This is a genomic window from Kitasatospora sp. NPDC057692 (assembly GCF_042799475.1).
Classification (GTDB): Bacteria; Actinomycetota; Actinomycetes; order Streptomycetales; family Streptomycetaceae; genus Kitasatospora.
In genome coordinates this window covers 141,315-164,580 of the sequence record NZ_JBHVIV010000004.1, presented here as the reverse complement: position 1 = coordinate 164,580, position 23,266 = coordinate 141,315, and the positions used below count along the sequence as shown (strand labels likewise).

Here is a 23,266-nt window from a genome sequence, read left to right as displayed (position 1 = left end):
GATCCGCCGACCGCCGTCCGTCAGCGCCCGCCTCCTCCGCAGTCCCCGCCCTCTCCGCAGCGCCGGCCGGCGCCCGCGCCTGCCCCGCGCCCTCCTCGCCCCTCCCCGCCCCCGATCCCGCCCGGAGCGCCGCCCGCCGGGTTCGGCCGCTGTTCAGCGGCACGTGGCTCGGCCGATGATCTCCGACCAGACCCGCTGCCTACCGTCGTGGCCCGGACCACTTCGGGAGCGAACATGCACGACATCCACGAGTCCGGGCACGAGTGCGAGTGCCCGCGGACCGCCGACCTCGACGGGGACGGACCGGCCGCGGCCGGCCGGCGCAGGTTCCTGCGCGGGGCGGGCCTCCTGGGCGCCGGGGTCGGGACGGCGGGGCTCGGCCTGCTCGGCGCGGCGCCCGCCCGGGCGGCCGGTTCCGAGCCGGCCGACGGGTCCGGGGCGGAACCGGGGAAGGCGAAGAAGGCGAAGGGGAAGGGCCGCTGGCAGCCGGACCCGGACGCCCGGCGGTTCACCGTCGTCGTCATGCCGGACACCCAGTACCTGTTCGACCAGGACCGGATCCACCCGGCGCCGGTGGAGGCCTCGATCCGCTACGTGCTCGACGGCGGCGTCAACCGCGAGGACGGGACGGACGACAACATCGTCTTCCTGGCTCACCTCGGCGACGTCACCGAGAACGGGCTGGCCGTCGAGTACGCCGCCGTCACCAAGGTGTTCGGCCTGCTGGACGACGCCGGCGCGGCCTACGGCGTGCTCGCCGGCAACCACGACGTCCGCTCCTCGACCGACGACCGGCGCGGCAGCACCCCGTACCTGGAGACCTTCAGCAAGGCCCGGGCCGCGCGCACCTCCGGCTACCACGGCTCCAGCCCGGACGGCTACAACACCTGCCACATCTTCCGGGCGGGCGGCCGCCCCTGGATGCTGCTCTCGCTGGACTGGCGGCTCTCGGACGCGGGCTTCGACTGGGCGAACGCGGTGATCGCCGCCAACCCGAAGGTCCCGGTGATCCTGACCACCCACGACCTCGCCTTCGCCGACGACGCCGGCCGGGCCGAGCTGTCCGACTACGGCAGGAAGCTCTGGGACCGGCTGATCAGCGGCAACGACCAGATCTTCCTCACCGTCAACGGGCACTACTGGCCGCCCGGCCGCACCGTGCTGAAGAACAGGGCCGGCCACGACGTCCACGTCCACATCACCAACTACCAGGACCGCTACTACGGCGGCGCCGCGATGATCCGGGCGTACCGCTTCGACCTCGACCGGAACACCGTCGACGCGACGACCTTCTCGCCGTGGATCCAGGAGATCGCCGCCGAGGAGCGCAACCCGCTGGCGGCGCAGCAGGTCGAGCTGACCTCCGACGTGGACCGCTTCTCCCTCGCGATCGACTTCGACCGGCGCTTCGCGGGCTTCGCGCCCGTCCCGCGGCGCCCGGCGCGCCGGGCGGCCGACCTGCTGGTCCGGGACACCGCGGCGTACTGGCGCTTCGACGGCGGCGGCGACGGCGCGGCGGTCTCCGCGCAGCAGGTCGTCAAGGACCTGTCGGGGCAGGGCAACGACCTCCTGTGGCAGAGCGCCCCGGGCACCCCCGACGGCGCGCTCACCTGGTCCGCCGAGCACCACCCGGACCAGCCGGCCCACGGCAGCCTGCTGTTCAAGGGCACCCGCTCGCCGGTGCGCGGCGCCTACCTGGAGACCGCGCCCACCGCCCCGCTGAACCGGGAGACCTTCGAGCGCGGGTTCACCGTCGAGGCCTTCTGCAAGCTGCCCGCCGCCTGGGACTCCGGGCAGAGCCGCTGGTCCGCCCTGCTCAGCCGGTGGGGGACGGCGGGGGAGGCGGGCAGGAGCGGCCCGGGGACGGACGCGGACGAGCCCGTCGTGACGCTCAGCCTCTCCGAGGCGCCCGCCCTGCAGTGGTGCGTCTACCCGGTCAACCAGACCGGGGGCTCGACCTGCTGGGGCCACCAGCTGCCGCTGGACCGCTGGTGGCACGTCGCGGTCGTCAACGACGGAAAGCTCAGCCGGATGTACGTCGACGGCTGCGAGGTGGCCCGCAACCCGGCGACCCCGGCCGTGGGACTGGCCACGCTGGGGCGCCCGTGGATGCTGGGCGGCTACGCGTACGCGGGCGTGCTGGACAAGGTGTTCCACGGGTACATCGGCGACGTCCGGATCGTGCGGCGGGCCCTGCGGGTGCGGGACTTCATGACGGCGTGACGCCTCCGCCGCGCGGCGCCGCCGGGTCCTCGACCGAGGGGCCGGCGGTGCCGGTGCCGGTGGGGGCGGTGCCGGAATCCTCGGCGAGGACCGCCCGCAGGCGCGCCAGGCACTCGGCGACGAAGGCCGGATAGGTGTGCCAGTAGTAGGAGATCCCGCTGGCGCCGACCGCGATCGCCCAGGCACGGGCGCGCACCCAGGTGGCCTCGTCGAGGTCCAGCGCCTCCCGGTAGGTCCGGCGCGCCGCGGCCGGCAGGTCCCAGACGGTGGCGTGCTCGGCGTCAGGGTGGCCGACCGACAGGCAGCCGAAGTCGATGACCGCGTGCAGCCCGCCGTCCCGGACCAGGAGGTTGGTGGGCTTGAGGTCGCCGTGGAGCCACACGGGCGGCCCGGACGGCTCCGGCAGCGCGAGCCCGGCCCGCCAGAGCCGCTCCAGCGCGTCGACGTCGAGCTCCCCGCTCCCGCCGGCCCCCGCGAGCGCGCGGCAGTCGGCGAGGCAGCGGCCGATCCACTCCTCGCCGTCCCGCAGCGAGCCGCCCCGGTACCAGCTGAGGTCGCCCGCGCGGGTGGCGCCCATCAGACCGAGGCCGTGCAGCTCCCGTACGAACGCCGCGAGGTCGCCGCCGAAGGCGGCCCAGTCCCGGACGCTCGACGGCCCGGCCTCCGCGCCGTCGATCCAGCGGAGGACCGACCAGGCGAGCGGGAACGCCGCGGCGGGCGCCCCGCGGTGGACGGGTTCGGGGACCGCGCGGTGGAGCAGCGGGGCCAGCCGGGGAAGCCACTGCTGCTCCTTGCGCAGGGACCGGGCGCCGTCCGGGGTGCGCGGCAGCCGGACGAGCAGGTCGTCGCCGAGCCGGTACATGGTGTTGTCGGTGCCCGCGCCGGCCGGGGCCAGGGGGAGGCCGGCCCACTCCGGCCGCTGGGCCTTGAGCAGGGACCGGACCAGGTCCTCGTCGGCCGGGATCTCGTCCGTGTGCAGGGTCATGCCGGGAGTCTCGCCCCGCCGACCGGGGTCGGGCCACCGGTTTTCCGCCCGGTGGCGGGCGGGTCCCGGTGCCGGGCCCGCACCGGCCCGGCCGCCACCGGCGGTGCTCCCTTGTCAGCCGCCCCCTCGCCGCGCACAATGGAACCGACCGAACGGTTGGTCGGTGGCTGCCGGCGGGCGGCGCCGGCCCCGCGCCGGGCGGAGACGCAGCCGCGGGGACGCAGCCGCGGGGACACAGCCGCGGGGACACAGTCAGCGAAAGGGGACCGTGGTGACAGCAGAGGTGGCCGAGCGGCCCGGGGCGTCGCCCGAGGAGGCGTTCGAGGCCGTCATCGCCGCGGAGCAGCGCATCGAGCCCCGCGACTGGATGCCCGACGCCTACCGGGCCACCCTCGTCCGGCAGATCGCCCAGCACGCGCACTCCGAGATCATCGGCATGCAGCCCGAGGGCAACTGGCTGACCCGCGCCCCCTCGCTGCGCCGCAAGGCGATCCTGCTCGCCAAGGCGCAGGACGAGGCCGGCCACGGCCTGTACCTGTACGCCGCCGCCGAGACCCTCGGGGTGGACCGCGCCGAACTCACCGAGAAGCTGATCGCCGGCCGCCAGAAGTACTCGTCGATCTTCAACTACCCGACGCTCACCTTCGCGGACGTCGGCGTGATCGGCTGGCTGGTCGACGGCGCCGCGATCTGCAACCAGGTCCCGCTCTGCCGCTGCAGCTACGGCCCGTACGCCCGCGCGATGGTCAGGATCTGCAAGGAGGAGTCGTTCCACCAGCGCCAGGGCTACGAGCTGCTGATGACGCTGATGCGCGGTACCGAGGCCCAGCGCCGGATGGTCCAGGACGCGGTGGACCGCTGGTGGTGGCCGTCGCTGATGATGTTCGGCCCCTCGGACGCCGCCTCGCCGAACACCGCCCGGTCGATGGCGTGGCGGATCAAGCGGCACACCAACGACGAGCTGCGGCAGCGCTTCGTCGACATGACGGTCCCGCAGGCCGAGCTCCTCGGCGTCACCCTGCCCGATCCCGAGTTGCGCCGGAACGAGGAGCGCGGCGGCTGGGACTTCGGCGAGCCGGACTGGTCCGAGCTGAACCGGGTCATCCACGGCGAGGGCCCGTGCAACGCGCAGCGGGTGGAGCGGCGGCGCGCCGCGCACGAGGACGGCGCCTGGGTGCGCGAGGCGGCCACGGCGTACGCGGCGAAGCGCCGCGCCGAGGCCGGCGGACCTGCGGGCGGGGCCACCGGCGGGACCACGGAAGCGCCACGGAACACGGCGGGGCACGCGGAACAGGAGAACGGGAAGTGACCGAGTCCAAGGCCGGCTGGCCGCTCTACGAGGTGTTCGTGCGCCCCCGGCGCGGCCTGAACCACGTGCACGTCGGCTCGCTGCACGCGGCCGACGACCGGATGGCGCTGCTCGCCGCCCGCGACCTCTACACCCGCCGCAACGAGGGCGTCAGCCTCTGGGTGGTCCGCTCCGACGCGATCACCGCCTCCACCCCGGACGAGCGCGACCCCTTCTTCGCGCCCAGCGGCGACAAGGTCTACCGCCACCCGACCTTCTACGACATCCCCGAGGATGTCCCGCACATCTGACCGGGAGCAGTCGAACCATGACCGACGACCACGTGAGCGACGACCACGTGACCGACGACCACGTGTACCTGAGCCTCGCCGAGGCGTCCCCCGGGCCCGAGGGCGAGGGCCGCTGGGCGTACGGGACGGGCTTCGCCGACCCGCTGCTCGGCGTGGACACCGCCGTGCCGCCCGGCCTGGACGGCGCCGACCTCGCGGCGTACTGCCTGATGCTGGGCGACGACGCGCTCGTCCTCTCCCAGCGGCTGATCGAGTGGTGCACCCGCGCGCCGGAGCTGGAGGAGGAGGTCGCGCTCGCCAACCTGGGCCTCGACCTGCTCGGCCAGGCCCGTCAGCTGCTCACCCGGGCCGGGAAGGCGGACGGCTCCGGGCGCACCGAGGACGACCTGGCGTACTGGCGCGAGGACCACGAGTTCCGCAACGTGCGCCTGGTCGAGGCGCCGAACGGGGACTTCGCGTTCTCGATCGCCCGCCTGCTGCTGTTCGCCACGGCCCGCGGCGCGCTCTACGAGGCGCTGGCCGGCCACGCCGATCCGGTGCTGGCGGCGGTCGCGGCGCGCGGGGCGAAGGAGCTGGCGTACCACCGCGAGTACGCCACGGCGTGGACGCTGCGGCTGGGCGACGGCACGCCGTACTCGGCGGCGCGGATGCAGGCCGGGCTCGACGCGGTGTGGCCGCTGGTGGCGGAGCTGTTCACCGCGCACCCGGTGGAGCTGCGGGTCGGGGTGGACCCGGCGGAGCTGCGCGAGCCGGTGCTGCGCTCGGTGGCGGCGGTGTGCGCGGAGGCCGGGCTGGCGGTGCCGGACGTGCCGGGGCTGGCGGCCGTCGGCGGCCGGGCCGGGCGCGACGGGGTGCACACCGAGGCGCTGGGCCCCCTGCTCGCCGAGCTGCAGGTGGTGGCCCGCGCGCACCCGGGCGCGACGTGGTGACGGCCGTGGCCGGGACGCGCGCGCCGGGCGGGCCGGACGGGACGGGCCGGACGGGCCGGACGGACGGGACGGACGGGACGGACCGGACGGGTGGGGCCGCCTGGGCGGTGGCGGCGGCCGTGCCGGACCCCGAGCTGCCGATGCTGACCCTGGCCGACCTGGGCGTGCTGGCCGAGGTCGCGGAGGACGGCGGCGCGGTGACCGCGTGGCTCACCCCGACGTACTCGGGCTGCCCGGCGGTCGCCGAGATGGCCGCCGACGTGGACCGGCGGCTGCGCGCGGCCGGGTTCGCGGACGTCCGGGTCCGGCTGCGGCTGGACCCGCCCTGGTCGACCGACCTGATCACCCCCGAGGGCCGGCGCAAGCTGGCCGAGGCCGGCATCGCCCCGCCCCGCCCCGGCGCCGCGGCCGCCGCGGGGAGCGCCGGCGGGAGCACGCCGCTGAGCCTCGGCCCGACCCGGCTCGCGGCCGCCGTCGGCGCCGCCGCTGGTGGGAGTGCCGCCGCCGGTGCCGAGCCCGTCAGCTGCCCGCTCTGCGGCGGCACCGACACCGAGGAGCTGTCCCGCTTCGGCTCCACCGCCTGCAAGGCGCTGTGGCGCTGCCGGGACTGCCGCGAGCCCTTCGAACGCGTCAAGGAGATCTGAATGGCCGCCGTCCCGTCCGCGGAACTGCCCGCCGCCCCGGCCGCGGAGCCGACCACGGTCCCGGCCGCGGGGCCGACCGCCGCCGCGGAGCCGTCCGCCGTACGGCCCGCCCGCCGCCCGACCTTCCACGTGCTGCGGATCGCCGGGCTGGAGCGGCTCTGCGAGGACGCCGTCGCGGTGACCTTCGCCGTGCCGGACGGGCTCGCGGAGGCGTTCGCGTTCCGGCCGGGGCAGACGCTGACCCTGCGCCGGGTGGTGGACGGCGTCGACGAGCGCCGCTCGTACTCGATCTGCGCCCCCGTCGGCGGTCCGCTGCGCATCGCCGTGCGCGAGGTGCCGGGCGGGCTGTTCTCCCGCTGGCTGGTGCGCGACGCCCGGCCGGGGGAGGAGGTGGAGGTGCTGACGCCGTCCGGACTGTTCACCCCGGACCTCGCCGAGCCCGCCGACCACGTGCTGCTGGCGGCCGGCTCCGGCGTCACGCCGATGGTGTCCATCGCGGCCTCCGTCCTGGCCGCCGACCGCACCTCCACGGTGACCCTGCTCTACGGCAACCGGCGCAGCGACACCGTGATGTTCGCGGACGAGCTGGCCGACCTGAAGGACCGCTACCTGGGCCGCCTCCAGCTGGTCCACGTGCTCTCCCGGGAGACCCGGGACGCCGAGCTGCTCAGCGGCCGGCTGGACCCGGAGCGGGTCCGGGCGCTGCTGGCGGCGCTGGTGGACACGGCGGCGGTCGGACACTGGTGGCTCTGCGGGCCGTTCGGGATGGTCGCCGGGGCCAAGGAGCTGCTGGCCTCGCTGGGCGTCCCGGCGGAGCGGGTGCACCAGGAGCTGTTCCACGCCGAGGACGAGCCGGTCGCCGAGCGCCCGGAGGACGCCCCGGGCGCGACCGAAGGGTCGGCCGGGCGCAGCGAGGTCACCGTCGTCCTGGACGGGCGCGGCAGCACCCTGTCGCTGCCGTGCGACCGCTCCATCCTGGACGGCGCCCAGCGCTCCCGCCCCGATCTGCCGTTCGCCTGCAAGGGCGGGGTCTGCGGCACCTGCCGGGCGCTGGTCACGGAGGGCGAGGTGGAGATGCGGCGCAACTTCGCGCTGGAGGAGAAGGAGCTGGCGGCCGGCTACGTCCTGACCTGCCAGGCCCGCCCGGTCACGGACAGGGTGACCGTCGACTACGACCGCTGACCGCGCGGTCGGCCCGGTGGGCACCGGGTCGGCCGGTCCGTCAGGGCGTTCCCGCCAGCAGTTCCGGGCGGTGGGCGGCGAAGAACGCGCCGAGCGTGACCGGGTCGCGCCCGAGCAGCCGCCGCGTGGTGCCGTCGTCGGGGACGTCGAACCAGCCCTGGCGCCGGAACGGGTCGTTCCCGCCCCAGCCGGCCGCGAGCGCCGGGGGCACGCCGAGGGCGGTCAGCGCGCCGGGCACGTCCGCGTCGGCCACCGGGCGGTGCCGCACCGGCCGTCCGGTGGCCGCACCGAGCGCGGCGGCGACCTCGGCGTCCGTCAGACCCGGGCCGGTCACGTCCAGGACCGTGCCCGTGGTGCCCGGCGCGGGGACGGCGTCGACGGCGCCGGTGAGCACGCGGGCGGCGGCCCAGGCGGTGTCCTCGCGGGTGATGTAGCCGACCCGGCCGTGCGCGGCGCTGCTGGGCAGCTCCCCGTGGGCGACCGCGAGCCGGGCCAGGCCGGTGAGCAGCAGCATCTGCGGCCAGACGTTGAACCGCAGGACGGTGTGCGCCAGGCCGGATCCGGCGAGCAGCCGCTCGGTCCGCCCGTGGTCGGCGGCCTCGGGCACGGGGTTGGCCGGGTCGGCGGCGCGGACCACCGAGGTGTAGACGACGTGCTCCACCCCGGCGGCGACGGCCGCCTCGACGGCCGCCTCGTGCAGCCGGAGCCGCCGGGGCGAGCGCTCGGTGCTGACGAGCAGCAGCCGCCGGACCCCGGCGAGTGCCGGCGGCAGGGTGGCGGGACGGGCGAAGTCGGCCTGCCGGACGGACAGGCCGGGCCTGCCCGGGTCCGCGCCGGCGCGGACCGGATCGCGGGTGAGGGCGACCGTGGCGGTGGCGGTGGCGGTGGCGGTGGCGGTGCCGGTCCGGTCGGCGGTCAGGTCGAGTACGGCGGCGAGCGCCAGCCGGCCGAACCGCCCGGCGGACCCGGTGACTGCGAACATGTGAACTCCTCGACGGCGACGATGTCCTGGAGCGATCATGGGCGGGCCGGGCGGGTCGTCGAAAGAAGGAACATCCATGTCCACTGGCAGGACCCGGACCCCGGTCCCCGTACCGGTGCCGGTCACCGTCCCCGCGCCGGTCACCGCGCCGGTCGCCGTACCGGTGACCGCGCCCGTCACCGCGCCGGTCACCGCGCAGGACCGTGCGACGTGCCCGGCGACGGCCGTACTGCACCGGATCGGGGACCGCTGGAGCGTCCTGCTGATCTGCCTGCTCGCCGAACGGCCGCACGGCTACAACGAGTTGGACCGCGCGGTCGCCGACCTGAGCCGGCGGATGCTGACCCGCGCGCTGCGCACCCTGGAGGCCGAGGGGTACGTGAGCCGCACCGCCCGCGCCGAGTCCCCCTACCGGGTCGAGTACGCGCTGACCGGCCTCGGCGCGTCGCTGCACGCGGCGGTGCGGGAGCTGGGCGCCTGGGCCGCCGCGCACGACGGACCCCCGCGGGCGCGGTGAGACCCGGCCGGCACCGCCGTCCCGTCAGCCGCCGACCGGCACCGGCACCGCTGCCCCGGCCCCGTCCTGAGCCGGGGCGCCGAGCAGCGCGACGATCCCGTTGACCGCCGCCCGACCGGCCCGGTTGGCGCCGACGGTGCTGGCCGACGGGCCGAAGCCGACCAGGTGGACCCGCGGGTCGGCGGTGGCGCGGGTGCCGGTGAGGGCGATCCCGCCGCCGGGCGCGCGCAGGCCGAGCGGCGCGAGGTGCCCGACCTCGGGACGGAACCCGGTGGCCCAGACGATCGCGTCGACGGCCAGCTCCTCGTCGCCCCAGGCGACCCCGTGCTCGGTGAGGCGGTCGAACATCGGGCGGCGGTGCAGCGCGCCAAGCTCCTCCGCCCGGCGGTAGGCGACCGACGGGCCGAGCCCGGTCACGCTCACCACGCTGCGCACCGGCAGCCCCTGGCGGACCCGCTCCTCGACCTTGGCGACCACCGCGCGCCCGTACTCGGGGGTGAACGGGCCGTCGTGGTAGACGGGCGGGGTGCGGGTGACCCAGACCGTCTCGCCGACCGCCGCGACCTCCGACAGCACCTGGATCGCCGACGCCCCGCCGCCGACCACCAGCACCCGCTTGCCGGCGAACTCCTCCGGGCCCCGGTAGGCGGCGTAGTGCAGTTGGCGCCCGGCGAAGCGGCCCGGGTAGTGGGGGAGGAAGGGCCGGGTCCAGGTGCCGGTGGCGTTGATCAGCGCCCGGGTGGACCAGGTGCCTGCGTCGGTCTCGACCAGCAGCCGGGCGTCCGGGCGGGCGGACGCGGAGCGCACCGCCAGCACCTTGACGGGGCGTACGACGGGGAGCGCGTGCTGCGCCTCGTACGCCGCGAAGTACCCCGGTACGACCTCACGCGCGGGTGCGTTCGGGTCGGGCTCGGGCAGTACGACGTCGGGCAGGTCGTGGAAGCCGTGCACGGTGGCCATCCGCAGGGACGGCGAGCGGTGCGCCCAGGCGCCGCCGGGGGCGTCGTCGGCGTCGAGGACGACGAACCCGCCGTCGGTGTCCGCCCGGTGCGGCGCGAAGCCGCGGCGGCGCAGGTGGTAGGCGGCGGACAGGCCCGCCTGGCCCGCGCCGATCACCAGGACGTCCACCCGGCGTCCCGCGTCGTCCGGCGAGCCGTCGGCCGCCGGACCGGAGGTGGTTGCACCGTAAACAGTCACGCCCGTGAAACATCCGGCGGGCGGGCGGTGTTCCCGAGGCCCCGTCTCCGGGGCCCCGTGCCCGGGATCCCGCCCCGGGGAGCGCCCCCCGCCCGCCGGTGGCCGCGAACGGCCGGGGTCAGGCCGTGGCCGGGGAGATCACCACCGCCGTGCCGTAGGCGCAGACCTCCGTGCCGACGTCCGCCGCCTCCGTGACGTCGAACCGGAACATCAGCACCGCGTTCCCGCCGCGCGCCTTGGTCTGCTCGACCAGTCGCTCCATGGCCTCGTTCCGGCTCTCCACCAGGGTCTTCGTCAGGCCGCGCAGCTCACCGCCGACCAGCGACTTCAGCGAGGCGCCGATCTGGCTGCCGATGTGCCGGCTGCGGACGGTCAGGCCGAAGACCTCGCCGATCACGTGGTCGACCCGGTATCCGGGGATGTCGTTGGTGGTCACTACCAGCACCTGGGCGTCCGGGCGCTGCCCGCCGCCGTACTCGTCGATGTTTGCCATGGGGCCCATCCTGCCGGGAGTTCGGACGCCGTCGAACAGTGGCACGCGGGGCGCGCGCGGGAACGCGCGGGGCGGTAACGGCGAGAACGCGTAGGGTAGCCGGAACAGGCCGGTGATCGGAGGGCCGAAAAGCCGTACCGTAGCCCCATGGGCGAGCGAAGCGATCATCCACAGGGGCCGGGCGCGGCGGAGGACTCCGGCGCGCAGGAGATCGAGGCGACGGTGGTCCTGGGCCTGCGGATCACGAACTGGCCGGCGTTGCGCGCCGCGGCCATCGCGGCCGTCGAGGAACTGGACTTCGAGGGCATCGATCCGGCCGGGCAGCGCCGTGAGCTGCTGCGCGAGGTGGCCGAGGACGCCAACGCGGCGCTCGGCGCGCTGCTCCACCCGGACCGGCTGGTGGCGGCGATCCCGGGGGTCGAGGCGGTCGGCGGCACGCTGGAGATCAGCGTCACCGAGGACTTCGCGCCCGACTTCGCGGAGCTGTTCCCGCTGGACGGCGACGAGGAGGAGGGCGGCGGCGCGGCCGGCGACTGGACGCTCACCCCGCGCACCGCCTGTCTGCTGCACGCCCAGCTGCTCGGGCTGGCCGACGCAGCCTACGACGACCTCGACGAGCACGAGGACGAGCCGGTCACGGACGGCGAGGAGGCCGACTGGACGGTGTTCGGGCGGCTGCCGCAGCGCACCTGGCGGCTGCACCGGGGCTGGCGCCGCGCCATGGCCCGCACCTTCGACGACCTCGCCGACGACCTCGCGCTCGGCGAGTGGCCGCTGCCGCGCTGCCTGGCGGAGGAGATCGCGCTGCGGATGGCGCTGGTCGACGCCCGGGCGCTGCTCGGTGCGCAGCCCGAGTCGGTCGCCGACATGATGGGCGACCTGCCGGCGGACCTGTACGACTACGACTGGGACGGGTGCCACGACGAGCTGTTCGGCGTCTACGGGCCGGACGACGGCGATCCGGAGCTGACCGCGGAGCAGCGCGCCGAGCTGCTGCTGACGGCCACCCACCCGGAGGGCTGGTTCCTGACCTACGACGACGCGGAGGAGCGCGACGCGCAGCGCGGCTACCGCCGCTGAGCGGCGGCCCCCGGGGCCGCCGGGGCCGCGGTGATCGCGGGGGTGCGGAGGCTGGCATGCTGGACGGGTGACTTCTCCGTTCGACGCCCCCGTTCCCGACCCGACGCCCGAGGACCGCGACGCCCGGCCGCAGTACGTGCTGCCGCTGGTGGTGCGGCTGGAGCGCGCGACACCGCCCGGGCGGACCGACGCGCTGGAGACCTCGGCGCGCGCGGTGCTGACCCTGCTCGACGACCCGCGGGTCACCGGGGCGGAGGGCGAGTGGGCGGAGCGGGTCGCGGCCTGGGAGGACGCGCGGATCCGCAAGGTGGTCCGGCGGGCACGCGGCGGCGAGTGGCGCCGGGCCGGGGAGCTGCCCGGGATCACGGTGACCGGCCGGGAGGCGGAGGTGCGGGTGTTCCCGCCGGTGCCGCTGGACGGCTGGCCGAAGGAGCTCGCCAAGCTCCAGGTGTCGGGCACCGACCTGGAGGAGGGCGGTCCCCTGGACGCCCCTGCGCCGGGCGTGCCGGTGCTCTGGCTGAACCCGGAGCTGGAGATGAGCGCGGGCAAGACCATGGCACAGACCGGCCACGCCGCCCAGCTCGCCTGGTGGCGGCTGGACGAGGCGCAGCGTAAGGACTGGGCGGAGAGCGGCTTCACGCTCGCCGTCCGCACGGCGACCCCGCAGGCGTGGGCGGAGCTGGTGGCGAGCGGGCTGCCACTGGTGCAGGACGCGGGCTTCACCGAGATCGCGCCGGGCAGCTGCACGGTGGTGGCGGACCACCCGGCCCTGCGCGGCTGACGACTGACAGCTGACAGATAACAGATTTCAGATTCTGTCATCTGTTATCTGTCAGCTGAAATCTGTCAGTTGTCAGCTGTCGGCTGTCAGTCGTCGGCCGTCACCGGCGGAGCGTGAGGCGCTCGGTGTGGCAGGCGAAGTCGGTGAGCTTGCGGGTCCAGCCCGTGCCGTTCGGCCGGGAGTGCGTTCGGACCGTCGCGTGCGGATGGGCGAGGGAGGCGAAGCCGCTCTCCGTCATCCGCAGCCGGGTGTGGCCGCCCGGTTCGGTGGCCAGGGTGAAGGTGACCAGGGTGAAGGTGACCAGGGTGGCACTGCCCTCGCCCGGCTCCGCGCCCGTGCCGCCCTGTGGCCGGCGGAGGGCGAGGACGGCGGGCGGCTCCACCCGCTCGATCCGTGCCGCCGGTGTCCCCCGGTCATCGTGGTCCAGGGGCATTCGGCCGCCGGGGCGCAGGTCGATCCGTACGGGAGTGCCCGTGCCGAACCAGACGCCCAGGAACTCCGCCTGGGTGAGCACCTCCCAGACCTGCTCGCGCGGCGCCGCGATGGTGATCTCCCGCTCGATGCTGTCGGCGACCATGCCGTGACCTCCTCGATCCGTTGCCTGAGGGTCGCATGTTCCGGCCGCCATGTGCAACTCCTGGGTTGCGCATGGCGGCCGGCCGTTCGGGTTCGGAATGACGATGCGTCAGATCGCTTGGCGGCGCAGCCTGAGCAGACCGCCGTAGGCGGCGGCGCCCGCCCACACGGCCATGATCAGCAGGCCGGTCCAGTGGCCGTACGCCACCTGCGGATCGTCGGTGTAGCGCAGCGCGTACTGGCCCGCCCGGTCCGGGAGGAACTGCGCCGCACGGCGCACGCCCGGGACGCCGGACAGCAGCGGGGAGAGCAGGAAGACGCCCGGGAGCAGCAGGCCCATGGCCGCGGTGAGATTGCGCAGGGCGGCGGTCAGCCCGAGGCAGAGCACCACCAGCAGCACCGGGTAGAGCACTCCCGCGGTGACGCTGCGCACCACGGCGGGGTGGTCCCCGGCGTCCGGCACGAAGGCGGTGTAGCCGGCGAACGAACCGGCGGTCCCGAGCAGGCCGACGGCGAGGGCGAAGGCCGCCCCGAGGGCGAGCTTCGCGCCGTAGAGCCGGCCGCGGCGCGGGACGGCGGTCAGCGAGGCGCCGATCATGCGGGTGCTGAACTCCTGCCCGAGCAGCAGGACGGCGAAGCAGACCAGCGCCGCCTGGCCGAAGTTGAGGCCGTAGTGGATGCCGAGGCCCGGGTCGGCGGTGAGGGTCTCGTCCGCCGTGCCGACGGCGGCGGCGACGGCGGTGGTGAAGCCGACGGTGAGCAGCAGGGCGGTGAGCGGTGTGATCCAGAGCGAGCGCAGCGTGGTGAGCTTGATCCGCTCCGCGCGCAGCGCGTTCCGGACGGTCGCGGTGGTGGCGGTCGCGGCACGGGTCGCGGTGGTGGTCGCGGTGGTCATGCGGCCACCGCCCGGTACTCGACGCTGTCGGCGGTCATCCGCAGGAAGGCCTCCTCCAAGGAGTCCTGCCGGACGGCGAGTTCATGCAGCACCACGCCCTCGGCGGCCGCCAGGGCCGCGACCTCCTCGGGTGCCGCACCCGTGACCTCCCAGGCGCCGTCGTCCGTGCGCTGCGCCTCCATGCCCGAACGGTCCACCAGGGAAGCCCACTTCTCCGGGTCGGCGGCCCGCACCCGGACCCTGGTGCGGCCGTGGCGGTCGATGAACTCCGGGGCCGCCGCGTCCGCCAGCAGTCGGCCGCGGCCGATCACCACCAAGTGGTCGGCGGTCAGCGCCATTTCCGTCATCAGGTGCGAGGAGACCAGCACCGCGCGCCCCTCGGCGGCCAGGCCGCGCAGCAGGGCGCGGATCCAGCGGATGCCCTCCGGGTCGAGGCCGTTCACGGGCTCGTCGAGCAGCAGCACCGGCGGGTCGCCGATCAATGCGGCTGCCACGCCCAGGCGTTGGCGCATGCCGAGCGAGAAGCCGCGGATCCGCCGACCGGCCGCGCCGGTCAGCCCGACCTGGTCGAGCACCTCCTCGACCCGTCGCTCCGGCAGGCCGTTGCTCGCGGCCAGCCAGCGCAGGTGTCCGCGCGCCGTGCGGCCGCCGTGCAGGGCGTCCGCGTCCAGCAGCGCGCCGACCCGCCGCAGCGGAGAGGCCAGTTCGCCGTACGGGCGGCCGTCGACCAGGGCCCGGCCGGCGGTCGGGCGGTCGAGGCCGAGGATCAGCCGCATCGTGGTGCTCTTCCCCGCACCGTTGGGCCCGAGGAAGCCCGTCACCACCCCCGGGCGGACCTCGAAGTCGAGGCCGTCCACCACCCGCGCCCCGTCGTACTCCTTGGTGAGGCCCTCCACCTTGATCACGACCGTCCTCCCTCGCTCCGCCGTGCTCCGACGACTCCATGGGACCCCGGCGGGGCGGCCCGGCGGATCCCGCCCGGGAGGGTCTCCGCCTCCCTCCCGGGAGGGAGGCCGCGCACCGCGCCGACCTGGCAGGATGGCGCGATGCCCCGGATATTCGCGCCCCTGCTGAGCGCCGTCACCTACGCGCGCTGGCTGCACCTGCTGCTCGGCTGGATCTTCACCGGCGTCATGCTGATGATCTATCCGGGCGTCGAGGGGCGCGGCCTCGGCGAGGTGCTGGTGCGGGCGGTGCCCGTGGACGTCGCGGTGCTGGCGCTGTCCGCGCTGGTGCCCGCGATGCGCCGCGCGGAGGGCGTCCAGGCGCGGCTGCTGCTCGTCCCCGAGCGCGAGCGGGACATCGCCGTCGAACCTTCCCACGGCTGGGCCGACCGGCGGCGGACGGCGGCCTGGCTGATCGGGCGGTTCGTCCTCGGAGGGGTCGTCGGCATCGCCTCGATCCTCGGGCCCGCCGCCGCCTTCGACCTGGTCGTGCGGTCGAAGCCGGTCGTCTTCGGCGTCCGGGTGCCCGGTGGGGACGTCCTGCCCTGGGGGCTGCCGGCGGCGCCGCTGCTGCTGTTCGGGCTCGGCTGGCTGGTCGTCTGGGCCGGGCGCCTCCAACTCGCCATGGCGGTGAGGCTGCTGGGGCCGTCACCGGCCGAACTGCTGGCCGCGGCCGAGCTGCGCGCCGAACGGCTGCTGGAACGCAACCTGTTGGCGCGCGAGCTGCACGACTCGATCGGCCACGCGCTGACGGTGACGGTCCTTCAGGCGGGCGCGGCCCGCGAGGTCGGCGACCCGGCGTTCTCGGCGAGGGCGCTCGAAGTCATCGAGGAGACCGGGCGGCAGGCGATGGACGACCTCGAATGCACCCTTGCCCTGCTCCGCGACCCGGGCGACCCGGGCGACCCGGGTGAGCCGGGAGATTCGGGAGGTCCGGGCGGCGAGGAGGTCCGCGAACGGCCGGGCCTCGACCGCCTCCCCGCCCTCTTCGAGCACGCGCGGGCGGCCGGCAGCCCCGTCGAGGCCAGTGTCGACGTCCCGTCCGGGGGCGTACCCGGCGTGCTCTCCCGCGAGGGCTACCGGATCGTCCAGGAAGGCGTCACCAACGCCCTCAAGTACGCACCCGGCGAGCCGATCAGCGTCCGGATCGCCGTCCGTGACGGCCGGTTGGAGCTGCGCTGCGTCAACAACCTGCCCCCGCACGGCGTGTCACCCGGCCGAGCCGCCGGTTCACCGCGCCGCGGCGGCAAGGGACTTCGCGGCATCCGCGAGCGGGCCGTGCTGCTCGGCGGCGAGGCCGCCGCGGGCGCCGAGTCCGGTGCGTGGGTGCTGGCGGTGCGGGTCCCCCTACGCTTGGGCGCGTGATGATCGACATTCTGCTCGCCGACGACGAGGAGCTCGTCCGGGCCGGCCTGCGGGCCGTGCTGGAGGCCCAGGGCGACCTGCGGGTGGTCGGGGAGGCGTCCGACGGCGCGGAGGCCGTCGCACTGGCCCGCCGGCTGCGCCCGCACGTGGTCCTGATGGACGTCCGGATGCCCGGGCTGGACGGCCTCGCCGCCACCCGCGAGCTGGTCCGCGACGGCGCCGCGCCCGGCGGCGGCGCGCCGAAGATCCTCGTCGTCACCACCTTCGAGGTCGACGACTACGTCTACCAGGCGCTGCGCGCCGGGGCCGACGGGTTCCTGCTCAAGCGCACCCGGCCCGCCGAGATCGTCCAGGCGGTGCGGCTGGTGGCGGCCGGCGAGTCGCTGCTCTTCCCCGCCCAGATCCGCCGGCTCGCGGCCGGCCGGGGCAGCGCGGCGGCGCGAGAGACGATGGCGCGGGCGTCCCTGACGGAGCGCGAGGCCGAGGTGCTGCGGCAGGTGGCGCGCGGGCTGACCAACGGCGAGATCGCCGAGCAGCTCTTCCTCGGCGTGCAGACGGTGAAGACGCACGTCAGCAGCGTGCTCGCGAAGCTCGGGGCGCGCGACCGCACCCAGGCGGTCGTCCTCGCCTACGAGTCGGGCTTCGTGACCCCGGCCGATTGACGCGCTGACGCGGTGCCGCCGTGACGCGGTGACGCGGTGACCCGACGGCGTGCGGTGACGCGCGGTGACGCGCGACGGCGGGCGGCGCGCGCCCGGTGCCCGGCGCCTCAGGCCGGGTAGGCGTGCGTCTGGGTGGCCTTGACGGCGGCCCAGACCGCCGCGCCGGGCGCGAGCCCGAGCTCCGCCGCCGCCGCGGGCGTCAGGTCGGCGGCCATCGGGACCGGGCCCGCGAGGTCGGCCCGCACCTGGTCCCCGTGCAGGTCCAGGCCGGCCACCGTCAGCTCCCAGACGTTGCGCGCACTGCCTTCCGGCCGCGTCCGGTGCAGGGTCACGGCGGACGGCGGGAACGCGACGAACGCCGGTCCGGACAGCTCCTCGTCCGTCGTCAGCACGGCGCCCTGGGGCAGGGTGACCCGGTGCCCGTCCGCCGTGCCCCGGTACAGGTTGAGCCCGACCAGGCGCGCGATGTAGTCGGTGCGCGGGCGGCGCGCGATCTCCGCCGGGGCACCGGACTGCACCTCGCGCCCCTCCTCGATCACCACCAGCCGGTCGGCCAGCACCATCGCGTCCAGCGGGTCGTGCGTCACCAGCACCGCGACCGCCTCGAACTCGGTGAGGTGGCGGCGCAGCTGGGCCCGGACGTCGAGCCTGGTCCGCGCGTCCAGGGCGGCCAGCGGCTCGTCCAGGAGCAGGAGCCGCGGCCGGACGGCCAGCGCCCGGGCCAGCGCGACCCGCTGCGCCTGTCCGCCGGAGAGCCGGCCCGGGCGGGCGTCCGCGTGCTCGGCCAGGCCCATCCGCTCCAGCCAGCCGGCCGCCTCGGCGCGCGCCTCGCGCTTGGAGCGGCCCCGGCAGCGCGGGCCGAACGCCACGTTGTCCAGCGCGCTCAGGTGCGGGAACAGCAGGTAGTCCTGGAACACCACGGCGACCGGGCGCTCCTCGGCGGGGGTGTGCAGCCGCCGGGCCGGGTCCTCCAGGACGCGGCCGTCCAGCCGCAGGTGGCCCTCGCCGAGCGGCAGCAGGCCGGCCAGGGCGCGCAGGGCGGTGGACTTGCCGGCGCCGTTGGGGCCGAGCAGCGCGACCACCTCGCCGGGGGAGGCGGTGAGCGCGAGGTCCAGGGTGAACGCGGCGCGCTCGACCCGCAGCCGGGCGTCCAGGCCGGAGGCGGCGGGAGCGGCGGGAGCGGCGGCGGGCTCAGTGGGGGGCGCGCTGGGCGGGGTCATCGGCGGCGGCTTCCGGAGGCGGGGCCCGGGCGGCGGGCCGACGGGAGGGCGGAGCGCGGCACGACGGAGCCCGCCGCGGCGGGGCACGACACCGCAGGGTGCGTCAGGGCGGCGCGCGCCACGGCGGCCCCCGTCACGGCGCGGACATCCAGCGCTCGCGCAGCCCGGCCAGGACCGCGATCGACACCACCAGCAGCACCAGCGACAGCGCGATCGCCGCCTCCGGATCCGACTCCATCGCGAGGTAGACGGCGAGCGGCATGGTCTGGGTGCGGCCGGGGAAGTTGCCCGCGAACGTGATCGTCGCGCCGAACTCGCCGAGCGCCCGCGCCCAGGCCAGCACCGCGCCGGCCCCGATCCCCGGGGCGATCAGCGGCAGCGTCACCCGCCGGAAGGCGGTCAGCCGGGAGGCGCCCAGCGTGGCGGCGGCCTCCTCGTAGCGCGGGTCGGCGGCGCGCAGCGCGCCCTCGACGCTGATCACCAGGAACGGCATCGCCACGAACGCCTCGGCGATCACCACGCCCGTAGTGGTGAACGGCAGGGTCAGGCCGAACGCGGAGTCCAGCCAGGAGCCGACGATGCCGCGCCGGCCCAGCACCAGCAGCAGCGCCACGCCGCCGACCACCGGCGGCAGCACCAGCGGCAGCGTCACCAGGGCCCGGACCAGCCGCCGGCCGGGCAGCTCGGTCCGGGCCAGCAGCCAGGCCAGCGGCACCCCCAGCACCAGCGACACACCGGTGGCCGCCGTCGCGCAGACCAGCGACAGGCGCAGCGCCTCCCACACCTGCGGGCTGGTGAGCTGCTCCGACAGCGAACTCCACGGCGCCCGGACCAGCAGCCCGACCAGTGGGAGGACGAGGAACGCCAGCCCGAGCAGCGCCGGGAGCAGCAGGGTGACCGGCACCCGCCGGGACCGCCGCCGGCCGCGGCGGCGGGCCGGGCCGTCGGGGCCCTGCGATGCGCGGCCGCCGTCGGGGTGGCCGCGACGGTGGCCGGTGCGGGGGATCACGGGGCCTGGAAGCCCGCCGCGGTCAGCACCTGCTGCGCCTCGGGCGACTGGACGTAGGCGACGAAGGCGGCGGCGCCGTCCTTGTTCGGCGCCTTGGCCAGCGCGGCGATCGGGTAGTCGTTGACGGCCTGGGCGGCCTCGGGGAAGTCCACGCCGTCGATCTTCCCGGAATCGGCCCGCACATCGGTGCGGTACACCAGGGAGGCGTCGACCTCGCCCAGTTCGACCTTGGTCAGCGCGCCCTTGACGTCCTGTTCCAGGGTGACGGGCGTGAGGGTGACGTTCGCGGCCTTGAGCGCGGTCAGCGCGGCGGCGCCGCAGGGCACCTCCTTGGCGCAGAGGGCGACCTTCACCCCGGGGGCGGCCAGGTCGGCGAGGCCGGCGAGGTGCTTGGGGTTGCCCTTGGGGACGGCGATGGCGAGGGTGTTGCGCACGAAGGTCTGCGGCGCGCCCGCGGCGCCGCCCGCGTCGGCGACGGTCTTCATGGTGGCCGCACTGGCGGCGGCGAAGACGTCGGCGGGGGCACCGGCGTTGATGCTGGTGGCGAGGGCGGAGCTGCCGCCGAAGTTGAAGGCGACCTTGGCGCCGGGGTTGGCGGCCTCGAACCTCTTGCCGAGGTCCGTGAAGGTCTCCTTGAGCGAGGCGGCCGCGAACACGGTGATCGAGCCGGACGCCTTCGGCACGCCCGCGGAGGCGCCAGCGGAGGTGCCCGCCGCGGCCGGGCCGGTGGCCGAGTCGGTGGCGGTGCTCGTGGCCGAGCCGTTCTTGGCGTCGGAGCCGCCGTCGCTGCCGCAGGCGGTGGCGCCGAGGGCGAGGACGAGGGCCGCGGCGCCGGCGGCGGTGACTCTGCGGACGGTCGTTCCGGTCATTCCTACGCTTCCCCTCCTGGGCGCGCCGGAACGGCGCGGGCCATGGCCGCAGCTGCGGCCTTTATCCCGATCATAGTGCTGCATATGCGGGCTGATCCCTGCCCGTCTCCTCGCAGTGGCGAGGGGTGGTCCGGGCGGTGTCCCGGCCGTCGGAAGGCACAGGCGCTCCGCACGGCCGCCGAAAACCCTTCGCGCCCGGACGCGCCGGGGCGGGAGAGTGGCCCCCTCGGTCCATCGGTCGCTTCGGTCCCGTGGATTCCGTCCATCCTGTTGGTCCCGTCGATCCAGTCGGGGCGCGACACCCCGTCCATTCCAGCTGTCCCAGTCATCCCATCGGTCCCCTCGGTCCGCGTACACGCCGGCCGACGGCCGAGCCAGGGGGAGGAGTACGCCCATGTCCACGCTGCGGGTCACCGCCGAGCGGCTGACCATCCTGGAGCACCCGAACGCCGACGCCCTCGAACTCGCCCAGGTCGGCCTGTACCGCGCGGTGGTCGCCAAGGGGGCCTATCGCACCGGCGACCACGCCGTGTACATCCCGGAGCAGGCCGTGCTGCCCGCGCCGCTGATCGCCGAGCTGGGCCTGACCGGCCGGCTCGCCGGGAGCGGCGCCGACCGGGTCAAGGCGGTGCGGCTGCGCGGCGAGCTCTCCCAGGGCATCGTCTGCCGCCCCGGCGCCCTGGCGGACACCGACCTGGCGGCGGCCGCCGTGCGGGGCGACGACTTCGCGGCGCTGCTGGGCATCACCAAGTGGCAGCCGCCGGTGCCCACCACGATGAGCGGCGACGCCGTCCCCGCCCCGGACCTGCTGCCCTGGGTGGACATCGAGAACCTCAAGCGGTTCCCGGACGTCTTCGCGCCCGGTGAGCCCGTCGTGGTGACCGAGAAGCTGCACGGCAGCTGCTGCCTGGTCACCTACCACGCCGCGACCGGCGAGGTGCAGGTCTCCTCCAAGGGGGTCGGCGCGCGGGGGCTGGCGCTCGTCGAGGACGGCCGCAACCTGTACTGGCGGGCGGTGCGGGCGCACGGCGTCGCGCGGGTCGCGGCACGGCTGGCCGAGCGGCTCGGCGCGGAGCGGGTCGGCGTCTTCGGCGAGGTCTACGGCGCGGGCGTGCAGGACCTCACCTACGGCGGGTCCGGACGCGGCGAGGTGCCCGGCTACGGGGCGTTCGACGTCTCGGCGGTGGTCGACGGGCAGCTGCGCTGGCTGCCCGCGGCCGAGCTGCTGGACGGGGAGCTGCCGCTGGTGCCCGAGCTGTGGCGCGGGCCGTTCGCGGCGGACACGGTGCTGGCGCTCGCGCAGGGGCGCGAGACGGTCTCCGGGCGCGAGCTGCACATCCGCGAGGGCGTGGTGGTCCGGCCGCTGGTCGAGCGCCACAGCCCGGTGGTGGGCGGACGCGCCATCGCCAAGGCGGTCGGGGACGCCTACCTCACCCGCAAGGGCGCCACGGAGTACGAGTAGGGGCGTGAACGATTCGGCGGGCGCCGTCCGGCGCCCGCCGGGCCGCCCCGTGCGCTCCTTCTGCTCTGATTACCGCTCAGTTACGTTGGGTCGGTGACGAGGAGCACGACCGAGGAGGGGACATGACAGAGACCGCCGCTGCCGCCACCGCTGCTGCCGCCGCCGCCACGAAGCGGATACCGGGACCGCTGGGACTTCCCCTGGTGGGCTCACTGTTCGACCTGACGCGGCGCCCGCTGCGGACCTACCTCGACGCCCGCCGCGACTACGGCGACGTCGTCCGCTTCGCGGCCGGCCCGCCCGGGCTGCGCGCGGAGTTCTACGCGGTGTTCTCCCCGGAGGGCGCGCACCAGGTGCTCGGCAGCCAGGCCGCCAACTTCCGCAAGGACAACAGCTTCTACGACGAACTGCGGACCAGCCTCGGCAACGGCCTGCTGACCAGCCAGGACGGCGACTACCAGCGCCAGCGCCGGCTGATCCAGCCGCTGTTCACCCGCCGCCGGGTGGACGGCTACGCGCAGGCCGTCGGGCTGGAGTGCCGGGTGCTCGCCGACCGGTGGCGGGCGGCGCCCGGCGGCGTGGTCGACCTGGCCGAGGAGATGTCGCGCTTCGCGCTGCGCACGGTCTCCCGGATCCTGTTCGGGGCGGACGTGGAGGCGGCGGTGCAGGTGGTGCACCGCAGCTTCCCGGTGATAGGCGAGTTCGTCCTCGAACGCGGGTTCGCGCCGGTCCGGCTGCCCCGCTCCTGGCCGACGCCGGCCAACCGGCGCGGCGCCGAGGCGCGCCGCGAGCTGTACGCGGTCTGCGACCGGATCATCGCCGAGCGGGCCCGCCGGGCGGAACGGTCCGGCGCCGGCGTCGGCGCCGGCGCCGCTGTCGGGACCGGTGCCGCTGTCGGGACCGGTGCCGCTGTCGGGGCCGGCGTCGAGGCGGACACCGGCTTCAACGCGGTGGACTCGCCGGCCGGTTCGGCGGACCTGCTGGAGCTGCTGGCCCTCGCCCGCGGCGAGGACGGCGAGCGGCTCGACCCGGACGAGCTGCGGGACCAGGTGCTGATCTTCCTGCTCGCCGGGCACGAGACCACCGCGACCTCGCTCGCCTTCGCGCTGTTCCTGCTGGCCAAGCACCCCGAACAGCGCCGGCTGGCCCGGGCGGAGGCGGACGCGGTGCTCGCCGGTCGCGAGCCGGGGGCCGCCGACCTGGAGGCGCTGCCCTACCTGACCCGGGTGCTGAAGGAGGCCATGCGGCTCTACCCGGCCGCCTCCCAGATGGGGCGCCGCTCGGTGGAGGAGTCGGTCATCGACGGGCACGTCATCCCGGCCGGGGCCCAGGTGATCCTGGCGCCCTGGGTGACCCACCGGCACCCCGGCCACTGGGAGGAGCCCGACCGCTTCGACCCGGACCGCTTCCTGCCCGAGCGCGAGAAGGAGCGGCACCGGTACGCCTGGTACCCGTTCGGGGGAGGCCCGCGGGCCTGCATCGGGCAGCACTTCTCGATGCTGGAGTCGGTGCTGGCCCTGGGCGCGCTGCTGCGGGAGTTCGACCTGGAGGCGATCGACCGCGGGGTGCGGCTCGGCCAGGCGATCACGCTCCAGGTGAAGAGCCCGATGCGGGTCCGGCTGACACCGCGCGAATGAGCGAATTCGCGCAGG

23 protein-coding genes are annotated in these 23,266 nt (G+C 75.8%); 13 read left to right on the top strand and 10 right to left on the bottom strand.

All coding sequences use genetic code 11. The annotated features are described in order from the left end of the window. Positions 1 to 234 precede the first annotated feature (234 nt). Complete coding sequence (locus tag ACFVFS_RS03925) at positions 235 to 2,223, top strand: LamG-like jellyroll fold domain-containing protein (RefSeq protein WP_380619707.1); 1,989 nt, start codon at positions 235 to 237, stop codon at positions 2,221 to 2,223. On the opposite strand, the gene ACFVFS_RS03920 is transcribed toward ACFVFS_RS03925, so the two are convergent. Next, on the bottom strand, positions 2,210 to 3,208 hold the full coding sequence (locus tag ACFVFS_RS03920) for an aminoglycoside phosphotransferase family protein (protein WP_380619706.1): 999 nt from the start codon (positions 3,206 to 3,208) through the stop codon (positions 2,210 to 2,212). The genes ACFVFS_RS03925 and ACFVFS_RS03920 overlap by 14 nt on opposite strands. A 271-nt stretch (positions 3,209 to 3,479) precedes the next feature. On the opposite strand from ACFVFS_RS03920, the gene paaA reads away from it, so the two are divergent. From paaA to paaE, 5 genes are all read left to right on the top strand, one after another. Beyond that, positions 3,480 to 4,517: a 1,2-phenylacetyl-CoA epoxidase subunit PaaA gene (gene paaA / locus ACFVFS_RS03915; RefSeq protein WP_380619705.1), complete on the top strand. Its 1,038-nt coding sequence runs from the start codon at positions 3,480 to 3,482 to the stop codon at positions 4,515 to 4,517. Continuing rightward, on the top strand, positions 4,514 to 4,807 hold the full coding sequence (paaB, locus tag ACFVFS_RS03910) for a 1,2-phenylacetyl-CoA epoxidase subunit PaaB (RefSeq protein WP_030391930.1): 294 nt from the start codon (positions 4,514 to 4,516) through the stop codon (positions 4,805 to 4,807). The genes paaA and paaB overlap by 4 nt, the downstream gene beginning before the upstream one ends. Before the next feature lie 47 nt (positions 4,808 to 4,854). Next, positions 4,855 to 5,736: a 1,2-phenylacetyl-CoA epoxidase subunit PaaC gene (gene paaC, locus ACFVFS_RS03905; RefSeq protein WP_380619831.1), complete on the top strand. Its 882-nt coding sequence runs from the start codon at positions 4,855 to 4,857 to the stop codon at positions 5,734 to 5,736. A gap of 107 nt (positions 5,737 to 5,843) precedes the next feature. Continuing rightward, positions 5,844 to 6,380 carry a 1,2-phenylacetyl-CoA epoxidase subunit PaaD gene (gene paaD / locus ACFVFS_RS03900; RefSeq protein WP_380619829.1) on the top strand — a complete coding sequence of 179 codons (537 nt, stop codon included), beginning with the start codon at positions 5,844 to 5,846 and terminating at the stop codon, positions 6,378 to 6,380. Further along, on the top strand, positions 6,381 to 7,562 hold the full coding sequence (gene paaE / locus ACFVFS_RS03895) for a 1,2-phenylacetyl-CoA epoxidase subunit PaaE (RefSeq protein ID WP_380619703.1): 1,182 nt from the start codon (positions 6,381 to 6,383) through the stop codon (positions 7,560 to 7,562). A gap of 40 nt (positions 7,563 to 7,602) precedes the next feature. Here the strand turns inward: paaE and ACFVFS_RS03890 are convergent, their stop codons facing one another. Next, a complete protein-coding gene (locus ACFVFS_RS03890) occupies positions 7,603 to 8,544 on the bottom strand; it encodes an NAD(P)H-binding protein (RefSeq protein ID WP_380619702.1) in 942 nt (313 codons plus the stop codon). Between the two features lie 76 nt (positions 8,545 to 8,620). Here ACFVFS_RS03890 and ACFVFS_RS03885 point away from each other — a divergent pair, with 76 nt between their 5' ends. After that, a complete protein-coding gene (locus ACFVFS_RS03885) occupies positions 8,621 to 9,061 on the top strand; it encodes a winged helix-turn-helix transcriptional regulator (protein ID WP_380619700.1) in 441 nt (146 codons plus the stop codon). A gap of 24 nt (positions 9,062 to 9,085) precedes the next feature. Here the strand turns inward: ACFVFS_RS03885 and ACFVFS_RS03880 are convergent, their stop codons facing one another. Continuing rightward, a complete protein-coding gene (locus ACFVFS_RS03880; RefSeq protein ID WP_380619826.1) occupies positions 9,086 to 10,189 on the bottom strand; it encodes a flavin-containing monooxygenase in 1,104 nt (367 codons plus the stop codon). A 187-nt stretch (positions 10,190 to 10,376) separates the two neighbouring features. Then, positions 10,377 to 10,751, bottom strand: a complete 375-nt coding sequence (locus ACFVFS_RS03875; protein ID WP_045938048.1) for a YbjQ family protein — start codon at positions 10,749 to 10,751, stop codon at positions 10,377 to 10,379. Positions 10,752 to 10,898: 147 nt separating this feature from the next. On the opposite strand from ACFVFS_RS03875, the gene ACFVFS_RS03870 reads away from it, so the two are divergent. Continuing rightward, positions 10,899 to 11,831, top strand: coding sequence for a hypothetical protein (locus tag ACFVFS_RS03870; protein WP_376085687.1), 933 nt, complete (start codon positions 10,899 to 10,901; stop codon positions 11,829 to 11,831). Positions 11,832 to 11,898: 67 nt separating this feature from the next. Beyond that, positions 11,899 to 12,612: an aminoacyl-tRNA hydrolase gene (locus tag ACFVFS_RS03865; RefSeq protein WP_380619698.1), complete on the top strand. Its 714-nt coding sequence runs from the start codon at positions 11,899 to 11,901 to the stop codon at positions 12,610 to 12,612. Positions 12,613 to 12,712: 100 nt separating this feature from the next. Here the strand turns inward: ACFVFS_RS03865 and ACFVFS_RS03860 are convergent, their stop codons facing one another. From ACFVFS_RS03860 to ACFVFS_RS03850, 3 genes are all read right to left on the bottom strand, one after another. Then, entirely contained in the window at positions 12,713 to 13,189 is a 477-nt protein-coding gene (locus ACFVFS_RS03860) for an SRPBCC domain-containing protein (protein ID WP_380619696.1), read from the bottom strand. A 108-nt stretch (positions 13,190 to 13,297) separates the two neighbouring features. Continuing rightward, positions 13,298 to 14,083 (bottom strand): hypothetical protein, encoded by a 786-nt coding sequence (locus ACFVFS_RS03855; protein WP_380619694.1) that lies wholly within the window; start codon positions 14,081 to 14,083, stop codon positions 13,298 to 13,300. Beyond that, positions 14,080 to 14,988 (bottom strand): ABC transporter ATP-binding protein, encoded by a 909-nt coding sequence (locus tag ACFVFS_RS03850; RefSeq protein WP_380619692.1) that lies wholly within the window; start codon positions 14,986 to 14,988, stop codon positions 14,080 to 14,082. The genes ACFVFS_RS03855 and ACFVFS_RS03850 overlap by 4 nt, the downstream gene beginning before the upstream one ends. Before the next feature lie 141 nt (positions 14,989 to 15,129). Here ACFVFS_RS03850 and ACFVFS_RS03845 point away from each other — a divergent pair, with 141 nt between their 5' ends. Together ACFVFS_RS03845 and ACFVFS_RS03840 are read left to right on the top strand one after the other, a co-directional pair. Then, entirely contained in the window at positions 15,130 to 16,392 is a 1,263-nt protein-coding gene (locus ACFVFS_RS03845) for a sensor histidine kinase (RefSeq protein WP_380619690.1), read from the top strand. Next, positions 16,392 to 17,054, top strand: coding sequence for a response regulator (locus ACFVFS_RS03840; protein WP_380619823.1), 663 nt, complete (start codon positions 16,392 to 16,394; stop codon positions 17,052 to 17,054). The genes ACFVFS_RS03845 and ACFVFS_RS03840 overlap by 1 nt, the downstream gene beginning before the upstream one ends. Positions 17,055 to 17,161: 107 nt before the next feature. Here the strand turns inward: ACFVFS_RS03840 and ACFVFS_RS03835 are convergent, their stop codons facing one another. The 3 genes from ACFVFS_RS03835 to modA form a co-directional block, all read right to left on the bottom strand. After that, on the bottom strand, positions 17,162 to 18,274 hold the full coding sequence (locus ACFVFS_RS03835) for an ABC transporter ATP-binding protein (protein WP_380619688.1): 1,113 nt from the start codon (positions 18,272 to 18,274) through the stop codon (positions 17,162 to 17,164). A 133-nt stretch (positions 18,275 to 18,407) separates the two neighbouring features. Then, positions 18,408 to 19,280 carry an ABC transporter permease gene (locus ACFVFS_RS03830; RefSeq protein WP_380619820.1) on the bottom strand — a complete coding sequence of 291 codons (873 nt, stop codon included), beginning with the start codon at positions 19,278 to 19,280 and terminating at the stop codon, positions 18,408 to 18,410. After that, positions 19,280 to 20,152: a molybdate ABC transporter substrate-binding protein gene (modA, locus tag ACFVFS_RS03825; protein WP_380619686.1), complete on the bottom strand. Its 873-nt coding sequence runs from the start codon at positions 20,150 to 20,152 to the stop codon at positions 19,280 to 19,282. The genes ACFVFS_RS03830 and modA overlap by 1 nt, the downstream gene beginning before the upstream one ends. Positions 20,153 to 20,546: 394 nt before the next feature. Here modA and ACFVFS_RS03820 point away from each other — a divergent pair, with 394 nt between their 5' ends. Both ACFVFS_RS03820 and ACFVFS_RS03815 read left to right on the top strand, forming a co-directional pair. Beyond that, a complete protein-coding gene (locus ACFVFS_RS03820) occupies positions 20,547 to 21,614 on the top strand; it encodes an RNA ligase (ATP) (protein ID WP_380619684.1) in 1,068 nt (355 codons plus the stop codon). 122 nt (positions 21,615 to 21,736) lie between these two features. Next, positions 21,737 to 23,251: a cytochrome P450 gene (locus ACFVFS_RS03815; protein WP_380619682.1), complete on the top strand. Its 1,515-nt coding sequence runs from the start codon at positions 21,737 to 21,739 to the stop codon at positions 23,249 to 23,251. Positions 23,252 to 23,266: the final 15 nt, after the last annotated feature.